Annotated in this window: 20 protein-coding genes; 5 read left to right on the top strand and 15 right to left on the bottom strand. The window is 63.2% G+C overall.

Annotated features, from left to right (window positions below; translation table 11 throughout):
* Window positions 1-58: 58 nt before the first annotated feature.
* Window positions 59-751: a hypothetical protein gene (locus tag C8D72_RS10480; RefSeq protein ID WP_115854342.1), complete on the bottom strand. Its 693-nt coding sequence runs from the start codon at window positions 749-751 to the stop codon at window positions 59-61.
* Window positions 752-975: 224 nt separating this feature from the next.
* Here C8D72_RS10480 and C8D72_RS10475 point away from each other — a divergent pair, with 224 nt between their 5' ends.
* Window positions 976-1,335 carry a translation initiation factor gene (locus C8D72_RS10475; RefSeq protein WP_115854341.1) on the top strand — a complete coding sequence of 120 codons (360 nt, stop codon included), beginning with the start codon at window positions 976-978 and terminating at the stop codon, window positions 1,333-1,335.
* Window positions 1,336-1,337: 2 nt separating this feature from the next.
* The gene (locus C8D72_RS10470; protein WP_115854340.1) at window positions 1,338-1,757 is read left to right on the top strand and encodes a YbaY family lipoprotein; all 420 of its coding nucleotides are present in this window, start codon (window positions 1,338-1,340) and stop codon (window positions 1,755-1,757) included.
* On the opposite strand, the gene C8D72_RS10465 is transcribed toward C8D72_RS10470, so the two are convergent.
* Window positions 1,747-2,616: an NAD-dependent protein deacetylase gene (locus C8D72_RS10465; protein ID WP_115854339.1), complete on the bottom strand. Its 870-nt coding sequence runs from the start codon at window positions 2,614-2,616 to the stop codon at window positions 1,747-1,749. The genes C8D72_RS10470 and C8D72_RS10465 overlap by 11 nt on opposite strands.
* Window positions 2,617-2,732: 116 nt before the next feature.
* Here C8D72_RS10465 and C8D72_RS10460 point away from each other — a divergent pair, with 116 nt between their 5' ends.
* Both C8D72_RS10460 and C8D72_RS10455 read left to right on the top strand, forming a co-directional pair.
* Entirely contained in the window at window positions 2,733-3,647 is a 915-nt protein-coding gene (locus C8D72_RS10460; protein WP_115854338.1) for a nuclease-related domain-containing protein, read from the top strand.
* 145 nt (window positions 3,648-3,792) lie between these two features.
* Window positions 3,793-4,956: an MFS transporter gene (locus tag C8D72_RS10455; protein WP_115854337.1), complete on the top strand. Its 1,164-nt coding sequence runs from the start codon at window positions 3,793-3,795 to the stop codon at window positions 4,954-4,956.
* Between the two features lie 103 nt (window positions 4,957-5,059).
* On the opposite strand, the gene betT is transcribed toward C8D72_RS10455, so the two are convergent.
* The 7 genes from betT to C8D72_RS10420 form a co-directional block, all read right to left on the bottom strand.
* Window positions 5,060-7,120, bottom strand: a complete 2,061-nt coding sequence (gene betT, locus C8D72_RS10450) for a choline BCCT transporter BetT (RefSeq protein ID WP_115854336.1) — start codon at window positions 7,118-7,120, stop codon at window positions 5,060-5,062.
* 178 nt (window positions 7,121-7,298) lie between these two features.
* On the bottom strand, window positions 7,299-8,354 hold the full coding sequence (locus C8D72_RS10445; protein ID WP_115854335.1) for a LacI family DNA-binding transcriptional regulator: 1,056 nt from the start codon (window positions 8,352-8,354) through the stop codon (window positions 7,299-7,301).
* Window positions 8,355-8,415: 61 nt separating this feature from the next.
* On the bottom strand, window positions 8,416-10,047 hold the full coding sequence (locus C8D72_RS10440; RefSeq protein WP_115854334.1) for a glycoside hydrolase family 13 protein: 1,632 nt from the start codon (window positions 10,045-10,047) through the stop codon (window positions 8,416-8,418).
* 26 nt (window positions 10,048-10,073) lie between these two features.
* Window positions 10,074-11,195 carry an ABC transporter ATP-binding protein gene (locus C8D72_RS10435; RefSeq protein ID WP_115854333.1) on the bottom strand — a complete coding sequence of 374 codons (1,122 nt, stop codon included), beginning with the start codon at window positions 11,193-11,195 and terminating at the stop codon, window positions 10,074-10,076.
* Window positions 11,196-11,246: 51 nt separating this feature from the next.
* Entirely contained in the window at window positions 11,247-12,089 is an 843-nt protein-coding gene (locus tag C8D72_RS10430) for a carbohydrate ABC transporter permease (protein WP_115854332.1), read from the bottom strand.
* Window positions 12,086-13,069, bottom strand: coding sequence for a carbohydrate ABC transporter permease (locus C8D72_RS10425; protein WP_245955223.1), 984 nt, complete (start codon window positions 13,067-13,069; stop codon window positions 12,086-12,088). Before C8D72_RS10425 ends, C8D72_RS10430 begins: the two co-directional genes overlap by 4 nt.
* 20 nt (window positions 13,070-13,089) lie before the next feature.
* On the bottom strand, window positions 13,090-14,361 hold the full coding sequence (locus C8D72_RS10420) for an ABC transporter substrate-binding protein (RefSeq protein ID WP_115854331.1): 1,272 nt from the start codon (window positions 14,359-14,361) through the stop codon (window positions 13,090-13,092).
* Between the two features lie 258 nt (window positions 14,362-14,619).
* Between C8D72_RS10420 and C8D72_RS10415 the strand changes: the two genes are divergently transcribed.
* Window positions 14,620-16,230: a carbohydrate porin gene (locus C8D72_RS10415; protein WP_115854330.1), complete on the top strand. Its 1,611-nt coding sequence runs from the start codon at window positions 14,620-14,622 to the stop codon at window positions 16,228-16,230.
* 83 nt (window positions 16,231-16,313) lie between these two features.
* Here C8D72_RS10415 and C8D72_RS10410 read toward each other — a convergent pair whose 3' ends face one another.
* The 6 genes from C8D72_RS10410 to glnA form a co-directional block, all read right to left on the bottom strand.
* A complete protein-coding gene (locus C8D72_RS10410; protein ID WP_115854329.1) occupies window positions 16,314-17,651 on the bottom strand; it encodes a deoxyguanosinetriphosphate triphosphohydrolase in 1,338 nt (445 codons plus the stop codon).
* A 90-nt stretch (window positions 17,652-17,741) separates the two neighbouring features.
* Complete coding sequence (locus C8D72_RS10405; RefSeq protein WP_115854328.1) at window positions 17,742-18,605, bottom strand: isocitrate lyase/PEP mutase family protein; 864 nt, start codon at window positions 18,603-18,605, stop codon at window positions 17,742-17,744.
* Window positions 18,606-18,733: 128 nt separating this feature from the next.
* A complete protein-coding gene (glnG, locus tag C8D72_RS10400) occupies window positions 18,734-20,149 on the bottom strand; it encodes a nitrogen regulation protein NR(I) (protein WP_115854327.1) in 1,416 nt (471 codons plus the stop codon).
* Window positions 20,142-21,227: a nitrogen regulation protein NR(II) gene (gene glnL / locus C8D72_RS10395; RefSeq protein WP_115854326.1), complete on the bottom strand. Its 1,086-nt coding sequence runs from the start codon at window positions 21,225-21,227 to the stop codon at window positions 20,142-20,144. Before glnL ends, glnG begins: the two co-directional genes overlap by 8 nt.
* Before the next feature lie 175 nt (window positions 21,228-21,402).
* Complete coding sequence (locus tag C8D72_RS10390; protein WP_115854325.1) at window positions 21,403-21,939, bottom strand: DUF4124 domain-containing protein; 537 nt, start codon at window positions 21,937-21,939, stop codon at window positions 21,403-21,405.
* Window positions 21,940-22,082: 143 nt separating this feature from the next.
* Complete coding sequence (gene glnA / locus C8D72_RS10385; protein WP_115854324.1) at window positions 22,083-23,489, bottom strand: glutamate--ammonia ligase; 1,407 nt, start codon at window positions 23,487-23,489, stop codon at window positions 22,083-22,085.
* Window positions 23,490-23,636: the final 147 nt, after the last annotated feature.

Here is a 23,636-nt window from a genome sequence, read left to right as displayed (position 1 = left end):
GACCTTTTAGCTACAAAAAAGCCCCGCATGGCGGGGCAAGTTCACGAGAAGACGGGGATTAAAACGTGTATTCGATACCGATGACGGCGACCGGGTAGACGTTGTACTTGTTCAGGTCGCTGCGCAGATCGTCTTCCTGATTACGCACTTCCTGATCGACAGCAGCCCTTGCAGCGGGCCCGGTAACAGAACTATCAAAAATATCGCCCCGTGGTGTCAGTGATACGCTGGGGTCGATCCAGAAGGCACCAGCTTCGGCATAGAAGCCCAGACCCTGCTTCGAGCTGTTGCGCCAGCCGATGCCCAGGTAGGGCTCGACGTTATCGGAGAGTTTGGCGCGGCCATTCAGGCGCGCGTTGCCGGCGTCCCCGGAAATACCAAAGTCCTCGAGCGCGCCATCACCGGTATAACGGCCTACGGCCTTGAGCTGAACATCAGGCTTGACCGCGCCAGCTGAAATAAAGAAACCACTGTTGACCCACGGGTAGATATCCAGCTTGAGACTGTAGATATCCATGTCGACCTCACCCTTGTAGGTCACATCACCGTTGGTGTGCTCCAGATCGTCGTAGTTGTAGCCGCTGTAGCCGGCCGTCAGGGCAAAGTGATCATGAAAGCGCCAGCTCACATTGGCGCCCAGCCCGGTCGTACCGGCACTGCCGGCTACCGACCAGTGATCGTCAGCCATGGCGGCGGCACTGGTGACCAGCAGCAGGGATCCGGTGATGACAGCGGTTGCGATACGACGCATGGTATAGCCTCTCGAGAATGATCATTGTTCCGGTGCGCCGATGATGTCGGCGTCATGTGATAGCCGTGAGTCTACCCATGCCGTCGCTGTTCAATTGTCTGAATAGCGGCGCTTTGGGTTTTCATTTCTATCGGCGGCGGCGCCTCGGGCAGGCATCTGTCGTTTCGAACTGTCGCGGGGCTGCGCTATTCTGGGGCCTTCTTGAGGCGAGCGGGAGTCGAACCATGTCATCACTGCGCGATCAGTTGAGCCGCAAGGTGTATTCCACCGAAACAGGGGATATGCGCAAGCACGACGAAAGCGATGAGCAAAAGGCGCAGGATGAGACGCGGCTGTCATCGCTGGATGGCATCGTGCGTATCAAGCGCGAAACGGCCGGACGCAAGGGCAAGGGCGTGACCACGCTGCACGGCATACCGCTGCCGAGCGATGAGCTGAAAACCCTGATGCAGGGGCTGAAAAAGCGCTGCGGCAGCGGCGGGGTGCTCAAGGAAGGCGTGATCGAGATTCAGGGCGATCATCGCGACACGCTACGCGCCGAGCTGGAAAAGCGCGGCTATACCGTCAAACTGGCGGGGGGCTGATCATGTCGGGTCCTTCGTTTCGCGCCTCACTGCTTGCTGCCTCACTGCTGCTGACCGGCCTTTTGAGCGGCTGCTCGCTGTTCGCCAGCGGTCCCGATTTCGCCACGCTCTCGGGGGAAGCCATCAGCGACGAGCAGGCGCCGATCGCTGATGACGCCCGGCTGGAAATTCGCCTGCTGGATGTCACCCAGGGGCGCACCACGATCGCCAAGGTCGATCAAAACACCCACGGGCGCTGGCCGGTGCCGTTCATGCTGCAGTATGACCGCCACCATATCGACAGCGAGCGGCGCTACGCCCTGAGCGCCGCTCTGCGCGAAGGTGACAACACGCGCTATCTGACGCTGGAACCCCTGCCGGTATTGACCGACGGTGCCCCCTCACAGCACGTGCGTGTCCCGCTGGCGCCAATCAGCCAGTAGCGCCCGGCGAAGCTTGAGCGTCTGACAGCCCGGCCAGCAGGGCAGTCAGGCTCTCGTCGATGGACGTCTCAAACTTGAGCGTGTACAGCGCATCGGCCCGGGTGTGTCCGCGGTTGATGCAGGCAATCGGGATCCCTCGGGCCGCAGCGTGTCGGGCGAAGCGAAAGCCCGAAAACACCATCAGGGACGAGCCCACCACCAGCAGCGCCTGGCTGTCGTCGAGCATCGACATGGCCCGGCCCAGCCGCCAGCGCGGCACGTTATCACCAAAAAACACCACATCAGGCTTTAAAATGCCGTGGCCGCAGCGCGGACAGTCCGGCAGGCTGAAGGTAGAGAAGTCCACATTCTCGAGATAAGCGTCGCCATCCGGGGCGATCTCGGCGTCCATACCCACCCAGTCCGGGTTGAGCTCGGCCAGATGCTCATGCAGCACGTGACGACGCACCAGCAGATTACACTGCATGCAGCGCACCAGATCGGCGCGGCCGTGCAGGTCCACCACGCGCTTACTGCCCGCCTTTTGATGCAGGCGATCGACATTTTGCGTGATGACCCCTTCGATAAAGCCCTGCGCCTCCAGTGCGGCCAGCGTGTGGTGCGATCGCCCCGGCGAGGCACCCGCCAACAGGCGAAAGCCCACCAGGCTGCGCGCCCAGTAGCGCTGGCGGCCGAGATGACTTTTCATGTAGGCCTGATGAGTCATGGGCGGTGAACGTTTCCACTCGCCCTTTTCATCCCGATAATCGGGAATGCCGCTGTCGGTGCTGACCCCGGCGCCTGTCAAAACGCACAGCCGCGGGTGGCGCCGTACAAGGTCGATCAGTGCCTGCTCGCTGGCACCCGGTACGCTACTCATGCCCACTCCTCATGACCTGCTGGCCGAACAATGGATTCGGCTGCAAAATAGCTGCCGGGCATGGATGCCGACCCGACAGAACGCTAGACTAAACCTCAACCTACCGGGATGACGTCATGCGCTGGCTGGAATATCTGCTTCCCCTGATTTTTCTGACCCCCCTGTTTGCCACGGCCGTAGTGGTGATCGGGCTGCGCCATCTGTTCCAGGACAAGCCCGGCTTCTCCCCGTCCGGCCATCGACTGCGCCAGTCCGGCAACCGCTTTCGCGAGCGACTGGCCGAAGCGCGCGTCAAACTTTTTCTGGCCGGCGCCCTGGGGCCTGTCATTGCGATCACGCCCCTGATCTATGGTATGGGCCGCATGCTGTTCTCGTCGCATCAGGACTGGCTCGAATGGAGCATCTACGGACTGATTACCACGATCGCGGCACTGATCGTGGGGGCTTTCATGATGGCACTTTCCTACCGGATTTCGAATCTGCGTCTGCGTCTGGCCGGTGCCATGAACGTGGCGCACGACCTGCAAAACCTTTTGCGCACGCAGCATCAGGGACTTTACATCTTCCATGATGTCCCGGCCGACGGCTTCACCATCGACCATGTGGTGATCACCGAACACGGCATCTTTTCCCTGCTGGTCCGCACCCGACAGGCCGGCCCGGAAATCGCTCAAAACGGCGCACACACGCTCAGACTCGAGGGCGAGCGCCTCCACTTCCCCGACCGGGAAGAGACACGCCCGGTGCGTGAAGCGCAGCGCGCCCGACGCTGGCTGCAGGAACGTCTGAGTCGCGACTGCAAACGGGAAGTGCCTGTCAAGGCCGTGCTGGTGCTGCCGGGCTGGCGCATCGAGCGGGTCAGGGACAATGACGATGTTCAAGTGCTCGGTGATAAAGAGCTGTCGGACTTCATGCAGCACAGCGAACGTCCGGCGCTGCCACAACCGTTGCATGACGATGTTCTCAGGGCGCTGGTGCGCCTGACCGATGATCAGCAGACCCACCATGGACTCTCCCCGACGCCTCGCTAGAGCGCGAGCGCCGGGGGCTGTCGAGCGTTTTGACGGCTGCTGATTCGACGTTTGATTCGATCCTGAAACCGCTGACGATGAACGGTGTGCCCTCCCTGACGGAGGCCGCGGGTGCACCGCGTTTTAGTTTTACAAGGAGCCCTTCATGAATGACCCCGCCCACGAGAGCGTTGCCGCCGCGCGCGCACCTGCCAGCCGTGCTGCCATTGCCTGGTTTTTTGCCCTCTCGGGGCTTTCCTTCTCCAACTGGGCGGTGCGCATTCCCGACATCAGTGCCCGACTTGATCTGTCCCAGTCCCAGCTCGGCGCCCTGCTGCTGTGCCCGGTCATCGGGTCGCTGGGCCTGACGCTGTTATCGAACTATCTCAATACCCGCTTTGGCAGCCGGCGCATTACGCGCGTGGCGGCCTGTGCCATCGTGGCCTCGCTGGTATTGATCGGGCTTGCCGTCTCGCCGCTGACGCTGGGCCCGGCGCTGGCGCTCTTCGGCGCCGGGATGGGGCTGCTCAATATTGCCATGAACGACCAGGCCGCCACGCTCGAGCGACGCTACCGACGCTCCATCATGTCCTCCTTTCACGGCGTGTTCAGCCTGGGCGGCATGGCCGGGTCCCTGATCGGCGGCGGGCTGGCCACGCTGGGACTGACACCGCGCTGGCACCTGCTGCTGGTCGCCGGCGTTTTGATGGCAGGCATCCTGATCAGCCATCGTCATCTGCTGGCACCGCCGCCGCGCGCCGAACGCCCGGTCGGCGCGCTGTTCGTGCGCCCGAAGGGGCGGGTCTGGTTACTGGGCATCATTGCAGCCGCGGTGGTCTTCATCGAGGGCTCGATGGCCGACTGGTCGGCGCTCTTTCTCACCGAGCTTGGCGCCTCGCGCGGACATGCAGCACTGGGGCTGGCCGTCTTCACCGGCACCATGGCCGTCGGCCGGCTGCTGGGTGATCGTTGGCTGGACCGGGTTGGCGCCGTGCGGTCGCTGGAGATCGGCAGCGCGCTGGCCCTTGCCGGGCTGGCCTTCGCCATCGGCGCGGCCGATCCCAACGCTGCCCTGCTTGGTTTTGCACTGACCGGCATTGGCATGTCGACCCTGTTTCCGTGCCTTCTGAGCCTGGCCGGGCGCAACCGATCCATGTCGCCGTCGGGCGCCATCGCCTCGGTGGCCATGCTGGGCTATCTGAGCATGCTCGGCGGCCCGCCGATGCTGGGCTTTCTGGCCGAGGCCGTCACGCTGCACTACGCCTTTATTGCGCTGGCCGTGGCCGCTCTACTGGCCATCGTGCTGGCACGTCCGGCGGCCAGGGCCTGACCGGCGGCGGCGAAACTCGAGCAGGCCGACCAGGGTCTCATCAGCACCATAAAAAAGGGCCCGACCATAACGGTCGGGCCCTTTGCATGGCGAACAGACGCACCTAGACCGGCGGCTGCTCGGGGCTGTCCGGCATGTTGATGCTGCCGGGTTCCATGCGATTGAGATGCAGAAACTGCAGGTGGCGCTCGTACTGATCGAGAATGTCGTCGATCACCTGCTGCTCGGTGTAGCCCATCAGGTCATAGCCCTGGCTGCCCTCCAGCAGATGCACCTCGAGGCGATAGTAGTTTTCCGACGCCTTTTTGGTGCGCATGGCAAAGGCCGGTGTGGCAAAGGCACGCGTCCAGACCTGATAGGTAAAGTTCTGCTCGTTACCGAAATCGACGTTGAGCGAGAGATAGTCATGCTCGTTCTGCTCGCCGCCACAGACGTACACGCCGACCTCCTGCCTGTCGAGCCTTTCCTTGATGGCCGTCATGGCCGGGTGTACCCGCTCCTGGAGAAAGCGCTGCGCCTCGCCTCGATCCGGGAAGTTCATCGCCCGGTCCAGACGCTGCTCCCAGTTGCCCTGCCCGCCACGGCTGCTGCCCATGCGACCGGACAGCGACCCGGCCAGACTCAGCCGATAGCTCTCCTCCTTGAAGGCCTCGACCTTGAGCGCCTTGTAGAGCCCGGCCATCATCAAAAAGAGCACCACCGAGAACGGCAGCCCCGTGATCACCACGGCACTTTGCAGCGTGGACAGTCCGCCGGCCAGCAGCAGCGCCAGGGTCAGAATCCCGATCACCGCCGACCAGAGAATCCGCATCCAGATCGGGGCATCACTGCTGACATCCTTGAGAATCGAGGTGAAATTCGACAGTACCAGCGCCCCGGAGTCCCCCGAGGTTACAAAGAAGATGATCGCCAGAATGCTGACGGCAATGGTGGTGACCACCGGGAAGGGGTACTGCTCTAAAAAGAGATAGATGCCCGACGGCGGATTATCCATCACCTGCTGACCGAACTCGGTGGCGCCGTTGATCGCCATGTCGATGGCGCTGTTTCCCAGCAGCGACATCCAGATCATCATGAAGGCGATCGGCAGCGTCAGGGTGCCGGCCACAAAGGTGCGGATGGTGCGCCCGCGCGAGATGCGCGCCAGAAACAGGCCGACAAACGGCCCCCAGGCGATCCACCAGGCCCAGAAGAACAGCGTCCAGGCGTTGAGCCAGTCCATCGGCCGGTCAAAGGCGTAGGTATAAAACGACATCTCCACAAACGAGGAGAGATAGTCGCCGACGTTCATCACCAGCGCATTGAGCAGAAAGATGGTATCGCCGGCGAACAGCACGAACAGCAGCAGCGCCACCGCCAGCAGGATGTTGAACTCGGAGAGCCTGCGAATACCCCGCTCAACCCCGGTCACCGCCGAGATGGTGGCAAACAACACAATCAGCAGTACCAGTGCGGTCTGGGTCCAGGCGCTCTCGGCGATGCCGAACATGAAGTTCAGCCCGTAGTTGAGCTGGATCACCCCGATCCCGAGACTGGCCGCAATGCCGAACACGGTGCCCAGCACCGCGGCGATATCCACCGCATGACCGATGGGGCCGTAGATTTTCTTGCCGATAATGGGATAGAGCGCGCTTGAGATGGTCAGCGGCAGATTGTGGCGGTAGCTGAAAAACGCCAGTGACATGCCCACCAGCGTATAGATGCCCCAGCCCGAAAGCCCCCAGTGCAGGAAGGTGACCTGCATGGCGTAACGCGCCGCGGCGACCTGATCCTCGGGAGCGTTTGGTGCGTTATAGAACTGGGTCAGCGGCTCGGCAAGGGCAAAGAAGATGACACCGATGCCGATCCCGGCAGAAAACAGCATCGCCGACCAGGAGAAGATATTGAAATCCGGTCGGGCATGCTCCGGACCCAGCCGGATTTTCCCGAAGCGTGACACGCCGAGAAACACCACGAAGGCGAGATAGATCACGACGGTGAGAAAGTAGTACCAGCCAAAGGTGTTGGAAATCCATCCCAGCACCGTGTTGATGACCCCGCTGGCCTGTTCGGTGGCGATCATCGCCCACAGCGAAAACGCCACGATACCGATAAACGACCCGTAGAAAACGGTCGGATTGAGTCTGTCCCCTGAAGAGGCGTTGTCTTTCGTTGTCTCACTCATGTGTCTTCCTGATTGATTATTGGAGATTGGAAGAGCGTCCCGGCCCTGTTGGATACGGCTTTTTAACGATGACGCAGGGTGACGTTACCTCAGTTTACCCCTCGTTCAAAAAAATACTTATCGAAAAACGAAAGTCTGAAAATATCAGCTTATTCGGATCTTTATGGGGTCGGTAGGGTCAGGAAGCAGTAGGACAGGTATCGCCGTGGATCAGCCAGACAGGGTGCAACACGTCGTGCTCCTGGCACTCGCCGGTCACCATGCGCGCCGCCGTGACGCCCTTGGCGTGACTGTCCTGATAGACCGTGGTGAGCGTGGGCCGACGGCGCTGGCCTTCGTCGATGCCGTCAAAGCCGGTCAACCGCAGCGCCCCGGGCACGGGCAGGCCGCGCTGTTCGGCCAGGCTCAGCGCCGTCAGTGCCAGACGGTCCGACATGCACAGCAACAGATCCGGGGAGGACTCGGCCAGCAGCGCCTCGATCACCGGAGCGGCCGCTTCAAAGGTATTGCCATCGACATTCCACAGCGGCACCCGGTCGGGATCATGGCCGGTCTCTTCGAGCGCCTGATCAAACCCGGCCAGCCGTTCGATGGCCACTGCATTGGGCTGAGACCAGTGCGTGCGCCGCTCAAGCCGCCCACCCGGGCTATCCAGCGTCATGCACAACGCCACAACCGCCGGCCGCTGCGCCCCGCCGGCCAGCGCATGACGCGCGATGGCCAGTGCTGCCGCACGATGGTCAATCTGGACCGAGGCCAGCCCCGGCAGTCGCATGTCCACGGTCACCAGCGGCTGATGCTGATGCCGCAGCAGCGCCACGGTAGCCTCCTCGGGAATCGAGCCGTAGATCAGATAGCCGTCGGCCAGGCCGTTGAGAGAAGGGGGCTGACGATCGGTACGGGCGGCGTCCGTCAGCAGCAGCAGGTGGTGGCCGGAGGCGTCCAGCACCTCGGCGATGCCGGCCAGAAAGCCGCTGGCGACGCTGTCGCCAAGGCTGTAGCCCAGCCCGTCCGAGAGCATCACGCCGATAATGTCGGTGCGCCCGGTACGCAGTGTGCGCCCCCGGCTGCTCGGGCCCTCATAGCCCAGCGCCCGGGCCGCCGCCAGAATCTCCTCGCGACGTGTCGAGGAGAGCTGGTCGGGCCGGTTGAAGGCGTTGGAAACCGTCGCCGTCGACACGCCCAGATGCGCCGCAATCGACTTGAGCGTCGCCGGGCGACGCCGGCGGCTCATGCCCCGCCACCTCTCGACCCCGACACGCCGGCACGCGCTACCGACCGGTACGCTGGCGTCATCACCGGCTCGTCAGCCAGACAGCCGCGTTGCCGGCCAGCTGACCCTCTTCAACGGCCTCCGGCACACTCTGGATGGCCACTTCGGCCTCGGGCAGCGCCACCGGCGTCTCGCCCAGGTTGAGCACCAGGGTGACGGCGCCGTTGGACAGGCTCAGAACATCGCTGCGCGAACCCTCCTGCCAGACCAGCTCACCATGGCCCAGCCCATGCTCGTGGCGCAGGGCCAGCAGGCGGCGATAGAGTTCCAGCGTCGAGTCTGCATTTTCCAGCTGGCGATCCGCAGCGTAGCGGGCATAGTTTTCAGGCTGCGGCAGCCAGCTCTCGCCGGTAGTGTTGAAACCGAAGGCCGGTGCATCGGCGTACCAGGGCAGCGGCACCCGGCAGCCATCACGGCCGATCTGTTCGCCATTGGTGCGATGGAAGGTCGGGTCCTGACGATAGTGATCCGGCATGGTGGTGTGATCCGGCAGCCCCAGCTCCTCACCCTGATAGAGATAGGCCGAGCCCGGCAGGGCCAGCGTCAGCATGATGAGCGCCCGTGCCCGGCGCAGTCCCAACGCCTCGTCGGGCTGTTCACTGTCGGCATCGATGCCGTTGGGCCGCGCCCCGGGACGTGACAGGCCCAGCCGCGAGGCGTGGCGCACGCTGTCATGGTTGGACATGACCCAGGTGGTGGGCGCCCCGACCGCACCGTAGCTCTCCAGCGAGGTATCGATGACATCCTTGAGCCTGTCCGCATCCCAGGGGGTGAGCAGATAGTCAAAGTTGAAGGCCTGCTGCATCTCATCAAAACGCACGTAGCGCGCCGTTTTGGAGGGCGGATGCACCCAGGCCTCGGCGACCATCATGCGATCATGCCCGAACTCGGTCAGCACCCGGTTCCAGCGGCGATAGATGTCGTGCACCTCGTCCTGATCCCACATTGGCCCGGGGTTGCCGCCCTCGATCATCGCCTGGCTGCCGTCCCAGTCCGGCAGCCCCGGCGCCTTGATCATGCCGTGGGCGACGTCGATGCGAAAACCGTCGACCCCGCGCTTGAGCCAGAAGCGCAAAACGTTGTCGAACTCCTCGAGCACCTCGGGGTTGTGCCAGTCGAGATCGGGCTGGCTGGTGTCAAACAGGTGCAGATACCACTCGCGCTCCCCGGGAACCTGCGTCCAGGCCGGACCGCCGAACACGCTCTGCCAGTTGTTGGGCGGCTGCTCGCCGTTTTCTCCACGCCCTTCGCGGAAGATGTAGCGCGCCCGCTCCTGGCTGCCGGAAGGCGACGCCAGGGCCTGCTGAAACCAGACATGTTCGCTGGAGGTATGGTTGGGCACGATATCGACGATGATCCTCATGCCCCGCTCATGGGCGCCTGACAGCATTGCATTAAAGTCTTCGAGGGTGCCGAACAGCGGATCGACATCGCGGTAGTCGGCCACGTCGTAGCCGGCGTCCGCCTGTGGGGAGCGATAAAAGGGCGACAGCCAGAGCGCATCGACGCCCAGGTTCGCGAGGTAGTCGAGCCGCTGTGTGACGCCGTTCAGGTCACCGATGCCGTCACCGCTGGCATCCATGAAGCTGCGCGGATAGATCTGATAGATCACGGCGTGATGCCACCACTGTGGCCGGGAATGCTGCTGAGTCATGTGGGCTTCCGTCGTGTGTGAGAGATTCAGGAAATCGTTGCCTGCGTGCTCATCTGCTCGACATCGGCCGGCGGCAGGGCCCGGCCATCGTGATCGAAAAGATGGGCCCTTTGCGGCGCAAAATCCAGGGTGACGCGCTCACCGCGTGCAAAGGGGCTGGGCGCTTCGCTACGACAGACCAGCGTATCGCTATTGGATGTTTCCAGGTAAAGATAGGCCTCACTGCCCAGATATTCGACGTTGACAATCCTGAAACCGGCCTCCCCGGCCGCGGTCGTCGGCGTGAGATGCTCCGGGCGCACGCCGAGTGTCAGGGGCGCGTCGTCACTGTCGCCTGCCAGCCGGCGCGGCAGCACCCGTTCGCCGATGCCGGGTACCTGAATCCGACAGCCCGCATCTCCCTCGGCGCGGGCATCAACGTCGAGAAAGTTCATCTTCGGCGAGCCGATAAAGCCGGCCACAAAGCGCGAGGCGGGCTGCTCGTAGAGCTCGCGCGGCGAGCCGGTCTGCTCAACGTACCCGTCATTGAGCACCACGATACGATCGGCCAGCGTCATCGCCTCGACCTGATCATGGGTCACGTAGATCATGGTCGAGCCAAGGCGTTCGTGCAGATGGGCGATTTCGTTGCGGGTCTGAACCCGCAGCGCAGCGTCCAGGTTGGAGAGTGGCTCGTCAAACAGCAGGATCTTCGGCTCGCGGGCCATCGCCCGACCGATCGCCACCCGCTGGCGCTGCCCGCCGGAAAGCGCCTTGGGCAGGCGGTCCAGCAGGCCGTCGAGCTGCAGAATTTTCGCCGTCCGGCGCACCCGCTCATCGACGGTCTGCTTCTCCGACTTCGCCAGTTTCAGGCCAAAGGCGATGTTGTCATACACACTCATGTGCGGATAAAGCGCGTAGGACTGAAACACCATGCCGATGCCACGCTCCGGCGGCGTCAGGTCGTTGACCCTCTGACCATCGATCATCAGATCGCCATGGGTAATCGACTCCAGCCCCGCAATCAGGCGCAACAGCGTCGACTTGCCACAGCCTGAGGGACCGACAAAGACCACGAATTCGCCATCCTTGATGTCGAGCGAGACCTCCTCGATCACCCGGGTCGCGCCAAAGCGCTTGTTGATCTTCTCAAGCGTCAGGGAAGCCATGTTGATCTCCTGCAGAGCGCACCGCGCACTGGCGCAGCGGCTGTTTCGATATCAGCCCTTGACGGCCCCGGCGGTCAGGCCCGAAACAATGCGGCGCTGAAAGATCACTACCAGCACCACCAGCGGCACGGTCACGATCACCGAAGCGGCCATGATCGGCCCCCAGGGCAGCTCGTACTGGCTGCCGCCGGAGATCAGCGCGATCGCCACCGGCACCGTGCGCTGGCTATCGGTGAGGGTAAAGGTCAGGGCAAACAGAAATTCGTTCCACGCCGCGATAAACGCCAGCAGCCCGGTGGTCGCCATCGCCGGCCACAAAAGCGGCATGAATACCTTCGTCAGCGTCACCCACGGCGAGGCGCCATCAACGATCGCGGCCTCTTCGAGCTCATCGGGCAGCTGGCGCATGAAGGTGGTCAGAATCCAGACCGTGAACGGCAGGGTGAAAATGGTATAGCTGAGAATCAGGCCGCCCGGCGAGTTGTAGAGATCCAGCGTACGGATCACCTCGAAAAGCCCGGAGAGCACCGCCACCTGTGGAAACATCGACACGCCCAGCACCAGCATCATCACCGTGGTACGACCGCGAAAGCGCACCCGGCCCAGTGCCCAGGCGGCGGTCAGACCCAGCAGCAGCGCAATCGCCACCACGCTGAGCGCCACGATCACCGAGTTGCGAATGGCGGCGACAAAGGTGGGCTGGGAGAGCACCGCGGCGTAATTGGATAAATCGACACTGTCGACCCAGTAGCTCACCTCGAACAGCTCGCTCGAGGGCTTCAGCGAGGTCACCACCGCGTAGTAAAACGGGAAGATGGCATAGACCATCAGCACCGCCACCAGCAGCCAGAAGCCGATCTTCAGAAGAACCGCTTTCAGCGTACGCAGACTCATTGCTCACCTCCCAGCTGGCGGCGGCCGAGGTAGAGATAGATCACCGTGACCAGCGCGATGATCATGAACAACAGCGTCGAGGCCGCGCTGCCGTAGCCCACGTCCTGAAACTCGACGAGCTGCTGGCGGGCGTAGATCGACATGGTCATGGTCGAGGCGGCGTTGGAAGTGAGCACGTAGATGACATCGAACACACGCAGCGCATCCAGCGCGCGGAAGATCACCGCCACCAGCAGCGCTGGGGTAATCAGCGGCAGCGTTACCCGGAAAAAAACCTTTGCTGGATGGATGCCGTCGACCTTCGCGGCCTCATAGCAGTCGTTGGGCAGCATCTGCAGCGCCGCCAGCACCAGCAGCGCCACAAAGGGCGTGGCCTTCCAGACGTCGACCATGATCACCGCCCACATCGAGAGACTGGCGTCCGCCGTCCAGGAGAGCGGCGCATCGATCAAGCCGATGGTCAGCAGCAGGTGGTTGATGATGCCGAACTGGTCATTGAGCATCCACGCCCAGATTTTGGCCGATACCACGGTGGGAATGGCCCAGGGGATCAGCATCGCCGCACGCACGAGCGTCCGGCCGCGAAAGTGGGCGTTGAGCACCAGCGCCACGATCACCCCCAGCACCGCCTCCAGCGAGACCGACACCAGGGTGAAGTAAAGGGTATTCCATACCGACTGCCACCACAGCGGGTCGGCGAGAATCCCGTACCAGCCGTCGTCAAAGACCAGGTAGTTGTCGAATCCGATGAACTGCGCCCCGTCGAGACTCGACAGGCTGGCATCGGTCAGACTGAACCAGAAGGTACGCACCAGCGGCCAGCCGGCCACCGCCGTCAGAACGATCAGCATGGGCGCAAGAAACAGCCACGCCGCCCGCACCCGCTGACGTCTTACCCGGGTGCCACGCCCGCGAGGCGGCGTGTCATCCGATGAGGCCTCGTGGCGCGCCTGTGCAATGCCCTGCTCATCGGTCGCCATGTCATGCCCCCTTGAGAGACTTACCAGCGACGCCGCTTGAGACGCGACAGCTCGCGATCAAGCTGCTCAAGCCCCTGCTCGGCACTCACGTTGCCCGAGAGCACCTCGTGCACGGTATTGAAAAAGGCATTGGAAACGCGGGGATAGTTGTCACCGGTCACGGCGGCCGGACGCGGCACTGCCGAGGTGAAGGTGTCATAAAGCGTGCCGAAAAACGGCACCGCGGCCAGCACCTCGTCATCCTGATAGAGCGCCGGCAGGGTCGGGTTATAGGACCCTTCGATGGCACGGCGCTTTTGCTCATCAAACGAGGTCAGAAACGCGACCAGATCGGCGGCCATGTCCGGGTGGTCGCTATAGCGCGATACCGCCAGGTTCCAGCCGCCCAGCACGCCGGCACTCTGCCCGTCCTCCCCGCCAGCGGGCAGCGGCGCGACCTCGACCCGGTCGCGAATGCCGCTCTGCTCGGACTGCACCAGATCCCAGGCATAGGGCCAGTTGCGCATGAACAGCGCATTACCGGACTGGAAGACGCCGCGCGCTTCCTCCTCGGTATAGTTGAGCACGCCCCGCGGTGAAATATTGTCGATCCAGCCGGCGGCCAGCGACAGCGCCTCGACCGCCTGCGCGTTGTTGACGGTGATGTCGCCGTCATCATCGACGATGGTGCCGCCATCGGGATAGCTTGCGATCCATTCCAGCGCGTTGACGGTCAGGCCCTCATAGGCGCGTCCCTGAAACACGTAGCCCCAGAAATCACTTCGCCCCGCCTCACGCTCACCGGCCTGTACCGTCTGTGCCGCCTCGGTAAGGCCCTCCCAGGTGGTGGGGACTTCAAGGTCATACTTGTCGAGCAGATCGCTTCGGTAATACAGCACGCCGGCATCGGTGAACCAGGGCATCGCCACCAGCCGACCGTCGACGGTGTTGTTGTCGACGATGGCCTCGAAGAAATCATCGGTTGCCCCGTCGGGCAGATGCTCGTTCAGATCGATCAGGTGCGGTGCCAGCATGCCGGGCCAGACCACGTCGATCTGGAACACATCGATGTCGCTGGAGCGGGCGTTGAGAATCTGCTGATAGAGCGACAACCGCTCGGTGGCCGAGTTGGGCGTAGAGACCACCTCGACACTGTGGCCCGTCTGCGCCTCCCAGCGCTTGACGCCAGCCTGACAGAGCTGAAGCTCGGCGCCCACGGCGCCACAGGAGAGCGTGAGGTCAGCCGCCGTGACCGGTGACACGGCACCGATGGCCGCCAGCAGACAGCCTGCAGGGATCAATCCGGATTTCATGACAGCGCCTCCAGGGCAGGAGATCAGACGATTTGGCTTAATCGTTTAAGTCAACCTGGAAAGGTACTTTTACCGACACGATCGCGACATTGGACCATGGATTGATAACCCTTTGTCATAGAGACCAATGTATGAGTGAAACCTGATCCAGCGGTCGGTAAGTTCCTTTTACGATCCAGCGCCCGGCGCGTGCATAACAAGACTGCCGATTTTTCGAGCAGCCGGATCGAAACACAATCATGAACAAGGGACTCTGCCATGCTTTCGCCTTCCCGCTTCCCGCGTCGTCCGCTGGCCGCTGCCATCGCCCTGACGCTGGCCCTGCCGACCGTTGCCATCGCCGCGGACAAGTCCATCGAGGAACGTCTCGCCGAGCTGGAAGCCCGGGTCGCCGCCTCCGAGCGCCGCGCCAGTCAGGCCGAGCAGCGCGCCGACCAGGCAGAGGCGGCTTTGGAAAGACAGCAGAGCTCGCCGCAGCTGGTACAGGGCGATAACACGTCGCAGACCGTCGGCGTAGAGGAAGACCTCTCGGCTCCCGGCATACCGTCACAGGTCCGCGACGAAACGGGCGATGACGAGGAACAAGGGCTGTCGATGAGCGTCTATGCCCGTTCGGGACTTTTGATCGGCAGTGACCGCAAGAGTGCGCCCGGCGGCCCAAGCCTGACGCCCGCCGGCCCCTCTGGCGGCTACGTGGGCCGACTGGGCAATGAGCCGGATACCTACGTCGAGACGGTCTTTGACTACAACCAGCGCTACGACAACGGCTCGCATGCGCTCTATCGCGTCATGCTGGCCGATGGCGTCACCACCAGCAACGACTGGACCGCCGATGAGTCGGATCTCAACATCCGTCAGGCCTTTGTCGAGTTCAGCGATCTACCGGGCTTTACCGGCGCGTTCGAGAACGCCTCGATCTGGGGGGGCAAGCGCTTTGATCGCGACAACTTCAACATCGAATGGATCGACAGCGATGTAGTCTTTCTGGCCGGTACCGGCGCAGGGATCTACGACATCAGCGTCACCGACGGCTGGGATACCAGTGTCTCTCTGTACGGCCGCAGCTTCAGCGACTATCCCGTCGTCACCCGTGAGCAGCCGGGGCTGGAAGGCAGCACCGACAACCTGATCCTGACCGCCAACAACCGTTTCGGCCCGTGGCAGTGGATGGTCAACGGCATGTCGGCCAACGACAACGACGAGCGCGACAATGATCCGCGTGCCGGTATAGCAGGAGATAATGTTGCCGAAAACGGCTTCCAGACCATGCTGGCCTATCACGGCGACAGCTTTTTCGGCCTGGGCGAAGGCACCTTCAAGGCGGCGCTGCTGTACGGTCACGGCCTGGGTGGTGAAGTCAAGAATATCGGTGCCGACGGCAACCTGACCGACGACGCCAACACGGCCCGTCTGGCGATCTTTGGTACCACCTACCTCTCGCCCAACTGGCGCATTGCGCCGGCGCTGCTGGCCCAGACCAGCCGCGACCGCTACGCCGACGGCGACCGCTACGACTGGGTGACTCTTAACGCGCGGCTGGCCAACGAGCTGAGCGAGAACTTCGAGATGCAGTACGAGGCGAGCTATCAATGGATGGATCTTGATCCTGCCGGGTACGCCTATGAAGACGGCGATGGTGATACCCAGGTGTTCGAGAGTGTCAACGGCGGCTATACGCGCCTGACCATCGCGCCCACCTTCAAGCCGCAGGTCGGCGGCTTCTGGCAGCGCCCGGAGATTCGCGTCTTCGCCACCTGGAGCGACTGGGACGAGGATCTCAACAGCTTCTCCAATGACGATGCGCTGGGCAGCGACGGCTTTACCGGCAGCGAGTGGACCTTCGGTACCCAGATGGAGGTGTGGTTCTAAAAAACGCCGGGTAGCTCAAAAAATAAAGCGGGACGTGGCCGGGCCGCGTCCCGCTTCCTTGGTTGGTGCGTGCCCTTCCTGCCTTACTCGCCCCGCAGCTTGCCGCCCATCTCCTGGGCCAGATCGACGGCGAAGTTGTCGGTCATGCCGCCGATGAAATCGAGCATGCGGCGGTAGCTGTCATACAGCGGCCACCGGGTCTGCGGGGTGTTCTCGCCGATGAGCGCCAGCACGCGCTGGTGCTTGAAGCTGGACTGGCCGGTAAAGTGCAGCTCGTGCGCCGCGCCGATGAAGGCTTCGAGCAGAATGCCCAGGGTGGTATAGGCGCCGATCTCGAGCTTGGCCTTGCGGGCGTTGCGAAAAATGCGGTCACGGGCGATCTGTTTCGCCTCGCTGACGCCCCAGCCCAGGTCCGGATGACACAGATCGAGCAGATCATCCTCCAGGCTGCCCTCGAGCAGCGCCTGTTCATGGGTGACAAAAGTTGCTGCCACCTCATTGACCGCCCGCTCCATCGCCGCCCCGCGCAGGGCCGCCACGCGCCGGCGCTGAGAGACGCTGTCGCGCGCCATGCGGGCGTACTCCTCGGGCTCGCCGCCGGCAATATGGGTCAGCACGCCGGCGACTTCCTCAAAGCGCAGAATGCCCATCTCGAGGCCATCCTCGAGATCGAGCAGGGCGTAACAGATGTCATCGGCGGCCTCGACCAGCCAGGCAAAGGGATGACGACACCAGGCGTGATCGCTGAGTCGCTTGAGCCCGAGCAGGCCGGCCACGCGCTCAAGCTGCTCGCTTTCCGACTGATAGGCGCCGAACTTGCCGGCCAGGCCCGCCCGTTCCACCGTCCAGGGGTACTTGAGCATCGCCCCCAGCGTCGGTGCGGTCAGGCGCATGCCGCCGTTGAACTGGTTGTATTCGATCTGGGTGACGACCCGAAACCCCTGGGCGTTGCCTTCATAGGTCAGCAGGTCTTCCCGCTGGGTCGGCGTCAGCGCTTCGAGAAAGCCGGTGCCGTCAGACTCCGCGCGCTTGAACCAGTCGCGGATGGCGTACTCGCCGGCATGGCCGAAGGGCGGGTTGCCGATGTCGTGGCTCAGACACGCCGCCTGCACGATCACCCCCATATCGGCCGGGGTAATCCAGTCCGGCAGACGATCGCTCAGGCGCTCGCCGACGATCATCCCCAGGCTTCGCCCCACGCAGCCGACTTCCAGCGAGTGGGTCAACCGGGTGTGGATATGATCGTTTTCGGTCAGTGGATGGACCTGCGTCTTGCGCCCCAGCCGGCGAAAGGAGCCTGAAAAGACGATGCGATCAAAGTCCTTGTGGAAAGGACTGCGGCCGATTTCGCGCTCCCGCTCGGTCGTCTTGTCATCCAGACGCACGGGGGCCAGCAACTGCTCCCACTGCATTTGACTCATCTCGCCTCGCCCCTTCGCCACGGTGCCGATGGCACCAACCGCTCGTTGATAATATTTGAAGCTCGCCGGCGCTTATTCGTTGACGTCCGCTTATTCGTTAACGTCCATATAGCGACGCGCCCACTCGCGGTTCTCTTCAAGCGTCGAGTAGCGCGTGGAGAGCTCCGAGGCGTTGAGGTTGCCATCGGCGATCTCGCGCTGTTCGCGCAGGCAGTCATAGGTGGCCTTGATGGCGGCAAAGTAGGCGCCGTGGCCGTTGACCACCACGCGCACGCCGGCGCGCGCGAGACGCTCGCGATCACGCAGCTCGGGGTTGTCGTAGGTGACCAGCATCAGCGGAATGCTCAGATGCTGGGCGATGCTTTCCAGATGATCAAAGTCGCGGACGCCGACCATGCAGATGCCGTCGGCGCCGGCGCGCTCGTAGGCCATGGCACGGGTCGTGGCGTCCTCGGTGCTGAGTACGCCGGCATTGGTGCGGGCAAAGATGGCCATGGCCGGATCGATACGCGCCTCGAGCGCGGCGCGAATCTTGCCCACGCCCTCCTCCAGCGGCACCAGATCGGTGGACTTGCGCCCGTACTTGGCAGGCAGCAGGGTGTCCTCGATGGTCAGCGCGGCCACACCGGCGCGTTCGAGCTCGACGATGGTACGCATGACGTTGAGCGCGTTGCCGTAGCCGTGGTCGGCATCGGCAATGATCGGCAGACGCGCCACGCGACCGATGCGGGTGGCCTGCTCGACGAACTCGCTCAACGTGATCAGGGCAAAGTCGGGCGCGGCCAGTACCTGCAGCGAGGCGACCGAGCCACCCAGAATGCCGACCTCAAAGCCCAGATCTTCCGCGATGCGCGCGGACATGGGATCAAACGTCGAGGCGGTGAAAAAGCACTCTTCGCGGGCGAGCAGCTCGCGAAACTGATTGCGCAGATCGTGCTGGGAAGGGGTAGCCATGACAACTCCTGGACATCAGAAAGCGGCGATGGGCCCCGGGGCCCATCCTTGATGGCGACCTACTTTATACGTTTGTCCCATAACGCACCAATACGGCGCGTCTGGAATATTCACCCGAGGCGCTCGATCTAGTCGGCGCTGTCGGCCAGCGCCGGCAGCAGCACCTTGAGCTTGCGGGTCAGGGTGTTTCGCCCCCAGCCCAGAAGCTCTGCCGCCTCGCCCTTGCGCCCGCCGGTGTGCTTGAGGGCGGTCTCGATCAGAATGCGCTCGAAATCCGGCACGGCCTCTTCCAGCAGATGGGTATGGCCGGCGGCCAGCGCCCGGTCGGCCCACTCGCGAAAGGCGCTGCGCCAGTCGCCGGTCCCCTCACCGGGACGCTCAAGGTCGCGCAGCTCCTGTGGCAGGTCATCGACGAGCACCTCGCGGCTGGAGGCCATGACCGTCAGCCAGCGACAGGTGTTTTCCAGCTGGCGCACGTTGCCCGGCCAGGGCAGGTGCGAAAGATGCTGCTCGGCAGCCTCGGTGAGCACCTTGGGCTCGGCGGAGAGCTCCTTCGCCGCCTCGGCCAGAAAGTGGCAGGCCAGCCGCGGGATATCCTCACGGCGCTCGGAGAGCCTGGGCAGATGCACGCGGATCACGTTGAGCCGGTGAAAGAGATCCTCGCGAAAGCGTCCCTCCTCGACCAGCCGCTCCAGGTGCTGGTGAGTGGCGGCGATGATGCGCACGTCCACCCGTACCGACACGTGACCGCCGACCCGGTAGAATTCGCCATCGGCCAGCACACGCAGCAGTCGCGTCTGGGTTTCGGAGGGCATGTCGCCGATCTCGTCGAGAAAGAGCGTGCCGCCGTCGGCCTGCTCGAAGCGACCGCGGCGCTGGGCGGTGGCACCAGTGAAGGCGCCCTTTTCGTGACCGAACAGCTCTGATTCCATCAGATCGCGCGGGATGGCCGCCATGTTCAGCGCAATAAAGGGCTGATGGCCGCGCGGGCTGTGCTGGTGCAGGGCGCGGGCGACCCGCTCCTTGCCGGTGCCCGACTCGCCGTTGATCATCACGGTAATGTGAGAATGCGACAGTCGCCCGATGGCGCGAAACACCTCCTGCATGGCCGGCGCCTCGCCGATGATCTCGGCCTGAATGCCCTCCGGCGCACGGGCCGGAATCTGGCGCTCACGGGCATGGGCCACGGCACGGCGTACCAGCGAGAGAGCATCGTCGACATCGAAGGGCTTGGGCAGGTACTCGAACGCCCCGCCCTGATAGGAGGCCACGGCGCTGTCGAGGTCCGAGTGCGCGGTCATGATGATCACCGGCATGTCGGCGTGGCGCTCGCGCACCCGCGCCATCAGATCCAGTCCGTCGACGCCCGGCATGCGAATGTCGGTGAGCAGGACATCCGGAGGCTGGCGGTTGATCGCCTCCTCGGCCTGGTCGGCCCGCTCAAAGCTCGAGACCTCGATATCGGGCTGGGCCAGCGTACGTTCGAGTACCCAGCGGATGGCGCGATCATCATCCACGATATAGACGCGGGCCGTATCACTCATGGGTGCCTCCGTTGGCATGTCGGTCGTGCTCGGGTTCGCTGAAGCCTTCCAGCGGAATCAAAAGACGAAATTCGGTATGGCCGGGGCGGCTGTCGCATTCGATCAGCCCCTGATGCTGATGCAGGATCGACTGGGCAATGGACAACCCCAGCCCACTGCCCTCGGCACGTCCGGAGATCATCGGGTAGAACAGTGACTCCGCCAGCGTCTCGGGCACGCCGGGGCCGTTGTCGATCACGCACACCTCGCACACCAGACGGTGGCGCTCGGCGCCGAGAGTGAACTGCCGCCGCGCCCGGGTGCGCAGCGTCACCGTCGGCTGCTCGGTAGCGTTTTCCTTCAGCGCCTGCACGGCGTTGCGGGTCACGTTCAACACTGCCTGAATGAGCTGATCGGCATCGCCCATGATGGCGGGCAGACTGGGGTCGTAGTCCCGCACCAGCGCAATGGTGTCGGTTTCAGCCTGCAAGAGCGCGCGCACCCGCTCGACCACCTCATGCACGTTGATGGGTTGCTGCTCCACCGGCCGATTGGGCCCCAGCATGCGATCGACCAGATCGCGCAGGCGGTCGGCCTCTTCGATGATGATGCGGGTAAATTCGGTCAGGCTTTCATCGGGCAGGTCACGCTCTAAAAGCTGCGCCGCCCCGCGAATGCCACCCAGGGGGTTTTTGACCTCGTGGGCCAGCCCCCGGGTGAGCACCTTGACCATCTCCTGGCGGGCGATCAGGGACTCTTCGCGCGAGATGCGCATGAGGCGGTCGCGCGGCTCGAACTCCAGCAACAGCTCGGTTTTCGACAGCGGCGTGGCGGTGTAATCCACCGTAATGCGCTCGCCGCCCGCCATGGCAAGCTGGGTTTCACGCTGGGTGTAGGGGTGCTGGCGATGCAGGGCGTCCGCCAGCATGGCGGCAATCTGGCCGCCCTCACCTTCCAGACACTCAAGAGAGGCCCCCTCTACCCGCGACAGGCTCAGCCCCATCAGGGCTTCTGCCGCCGGATTAAGCCAGCGGACACGCAACTGCTCATCGAGCAGCACCACGGCCGTGGTGAGATGTTCCAGCAGGCGTTGATGCATGAAGCACCTCGTTAACGTCATTTCCCTTTGATAGTGCAAAAAGCGCGCCACATGTGCCCGGTAGCGCACCACAAGGGCAAGGCCTGTCATCAGGTGAGCACGCAAGTGGCACGGCACCGACGTCGAGCAGAATATAATGCACCTTTATGGTGCAAAATGACCAGCGCTGCGAGCACTACTTGAGCGCCCCCGGAACGGGCTGTATCTCAAGCGTCATGACGGGGGAGCGCTGGCGAACGGTGCCACTACTGTCGAGCAGCTCTGCCACCAGCGCATGGCGACCGGGGGTCAGCCCCATGGCCACCAGCACACGACTGGCCAGCGGCGACTGATGGCGCCTGCCGTCAACGCGCAGCTGCACCCGATCGCCGGCACGCAGGCGCGGCGCGATCTCCAGGCGCAGGGGAATGCCCCGACGTGCCTGATCAAGGGTCACCGGTGCCGTTCGCGGCTTGAGGGTCAGGCGCTGATAGGGAACAAAGACAGCGGGCGCGGGCGGTATTGCGGCGGTCGCATCGGAGGCTTTTGAAGGCGACAGGACGCGCGGGGCGCGCACTTCGGCCCGGGTGCCGCCGGGGCGGTCGCTCCAGACGATGTTGCCCTGGGCATCCGTGTGACGATAGACCGCCGCGCGGGCCTGCGGCATGGCGGCCACCAGCAGCAGCCAGACCACAACAGTCCACAGCATCAGATAACAAAAGCGACCCGGCACGGCAGCAGTTCCGCAAAGGCAAGGGAGCGCATTATGACCGACACGCTGCAGGCACCAGACGATAAAAAGCCCCGCCAAAGCGGGGCTTTTCTTGTGCAGGCCCTAACACGGGCACCGCGCCTCAAACGCTAGAGGGCTGTCCCTTAGAGGCTGTAATACAGATCGTATTCGACGGGGCTTGGCACCATGCGAACGGCCGTCACGTCTTCCATCTTGAGCTCGATGTAGGCCTCGATCATCTCTTCGGTGAACACGCCACCTTCGGTCAGGAACGCGTGATCATCCTTGAGCGCCTGCAGGGCTTCTTCAAGGCTGGAAGCGACCGTGGGCACGTTGAGCGCTTCTTCGGCCGGCAGGTCGTACAGGTTCTTGTCCAGCGCTTCGCCCGGATGGATCTTGTTGCGGATACCGTCGATCCCGGCCATCAGCAGGGCGGAGAACGCCAGGTACGGGTTGGCCATCGGGTCGGGGAAACGCGTCTCGACACGCTTGCCCTTGGGGCTTGCGGTGTAGGGAATACGAATCGAGGCACTGCGGTTACGGGCGCTGTAGGCCAGCATGACCGGGGCTTCAAAGCCCGGGACCAGACGCTTGTAGGAGTTGGTCGACGGGTTGGTGAAGGCGTTCAGGGCACGCGCATGCTTGATCACGCCGCCGATGTAGTACAGCGCGGTTTCGGAGAGACCTGCGTACTCGTCGCCGGCGAACATGTTCTCGCCATCCTTCCAGAAGGACTGGTGGACGTGCATGCCGGAGCCGTTGTCACCGGCCATCGGCTTGGGCATGAAGGTCGCGGTCTTGCCATAGGCATGTGCCACGTTGTGGATCACATACTTCATGGTCTGCACTTCGTCGCACTTCTGCACCAGGGTGTTGAACTTCACACCGATTTCGTTCTGACCGGCGTTGGCGACTTCGTGGTGGTGCACTTCAACGGTCTGGCCCACGGCTTCAAGCGTCGAGCACATGGCGCTGCGAATGTCGTGGAAGGAGTCGACCGGCGGGACCGGGAAATAGCCGCCCTTCACACGCGGACGGTGGCCCATGTTACCGCCTTCGAACTTGCCATCGGTCTCCCAGGCACCCTCTTCGGACGAGATGCGGAAAAAGGAGTGATGCATGTCGTTCTTGAAGTGCACTTCATCAAAGATGAAAAACTCGGGCTCGGGACCGAAAAAGGCCGTATCACCCAGACCGGTGCTGCCCAGATAGGCCTCGGCGCGCTTGGCGATCGAGCGCGGATCGCGCTCGTAGCCCTGCATGGTGGCCGGCTCGATGATGTCGCAGCGCAAAACGATCGTGGGGTCTTCGGTGAAGGGATCGATGTAGCCGGAACCGTCCTGAGGCAGCAGGATCATGTCAGACTCGTTGATGCCCTTCCAGCCGGCGATGGAGGAGCCATCGAACATCTGACCGTTTTCAAAGAACTCGTCATCGACCATGCGGGCGGGAATGGTGACGTGCTGCTCCTTGCCCTTGGTATCGGTAAAGCGCAGATCGGCCCACTTGATGTCGTTCTCTTCGATCAGGGCAAGCGTTTTCTCTGACATGTGACTCCTCCAATAAAAAGGGATACTGCTTGAAAACCGTTAACAGGACGCCATCACTTCGCCACCGTTGTATCACGCGCAAGCACAGTGCATGCAAGTCCCGATGTGTTCCCAAATAATGCATGCAGCGTGCCAAAATGGCGCACA

The sequence above is a fragment of the Kushneria indalinina DSM 14324 genome (genome assembly GCF_003385845.1).
Taxonomy (GTDB): Bacteria; Pseudomonadota; Gammaproteobacteria; order Pseudomonadales; family Halomonadaceae; genus Kushneria; species Kushneria indalinina.
This window is presented reverse-complemented; position numbering and strand designations above follow the sequence as displayed.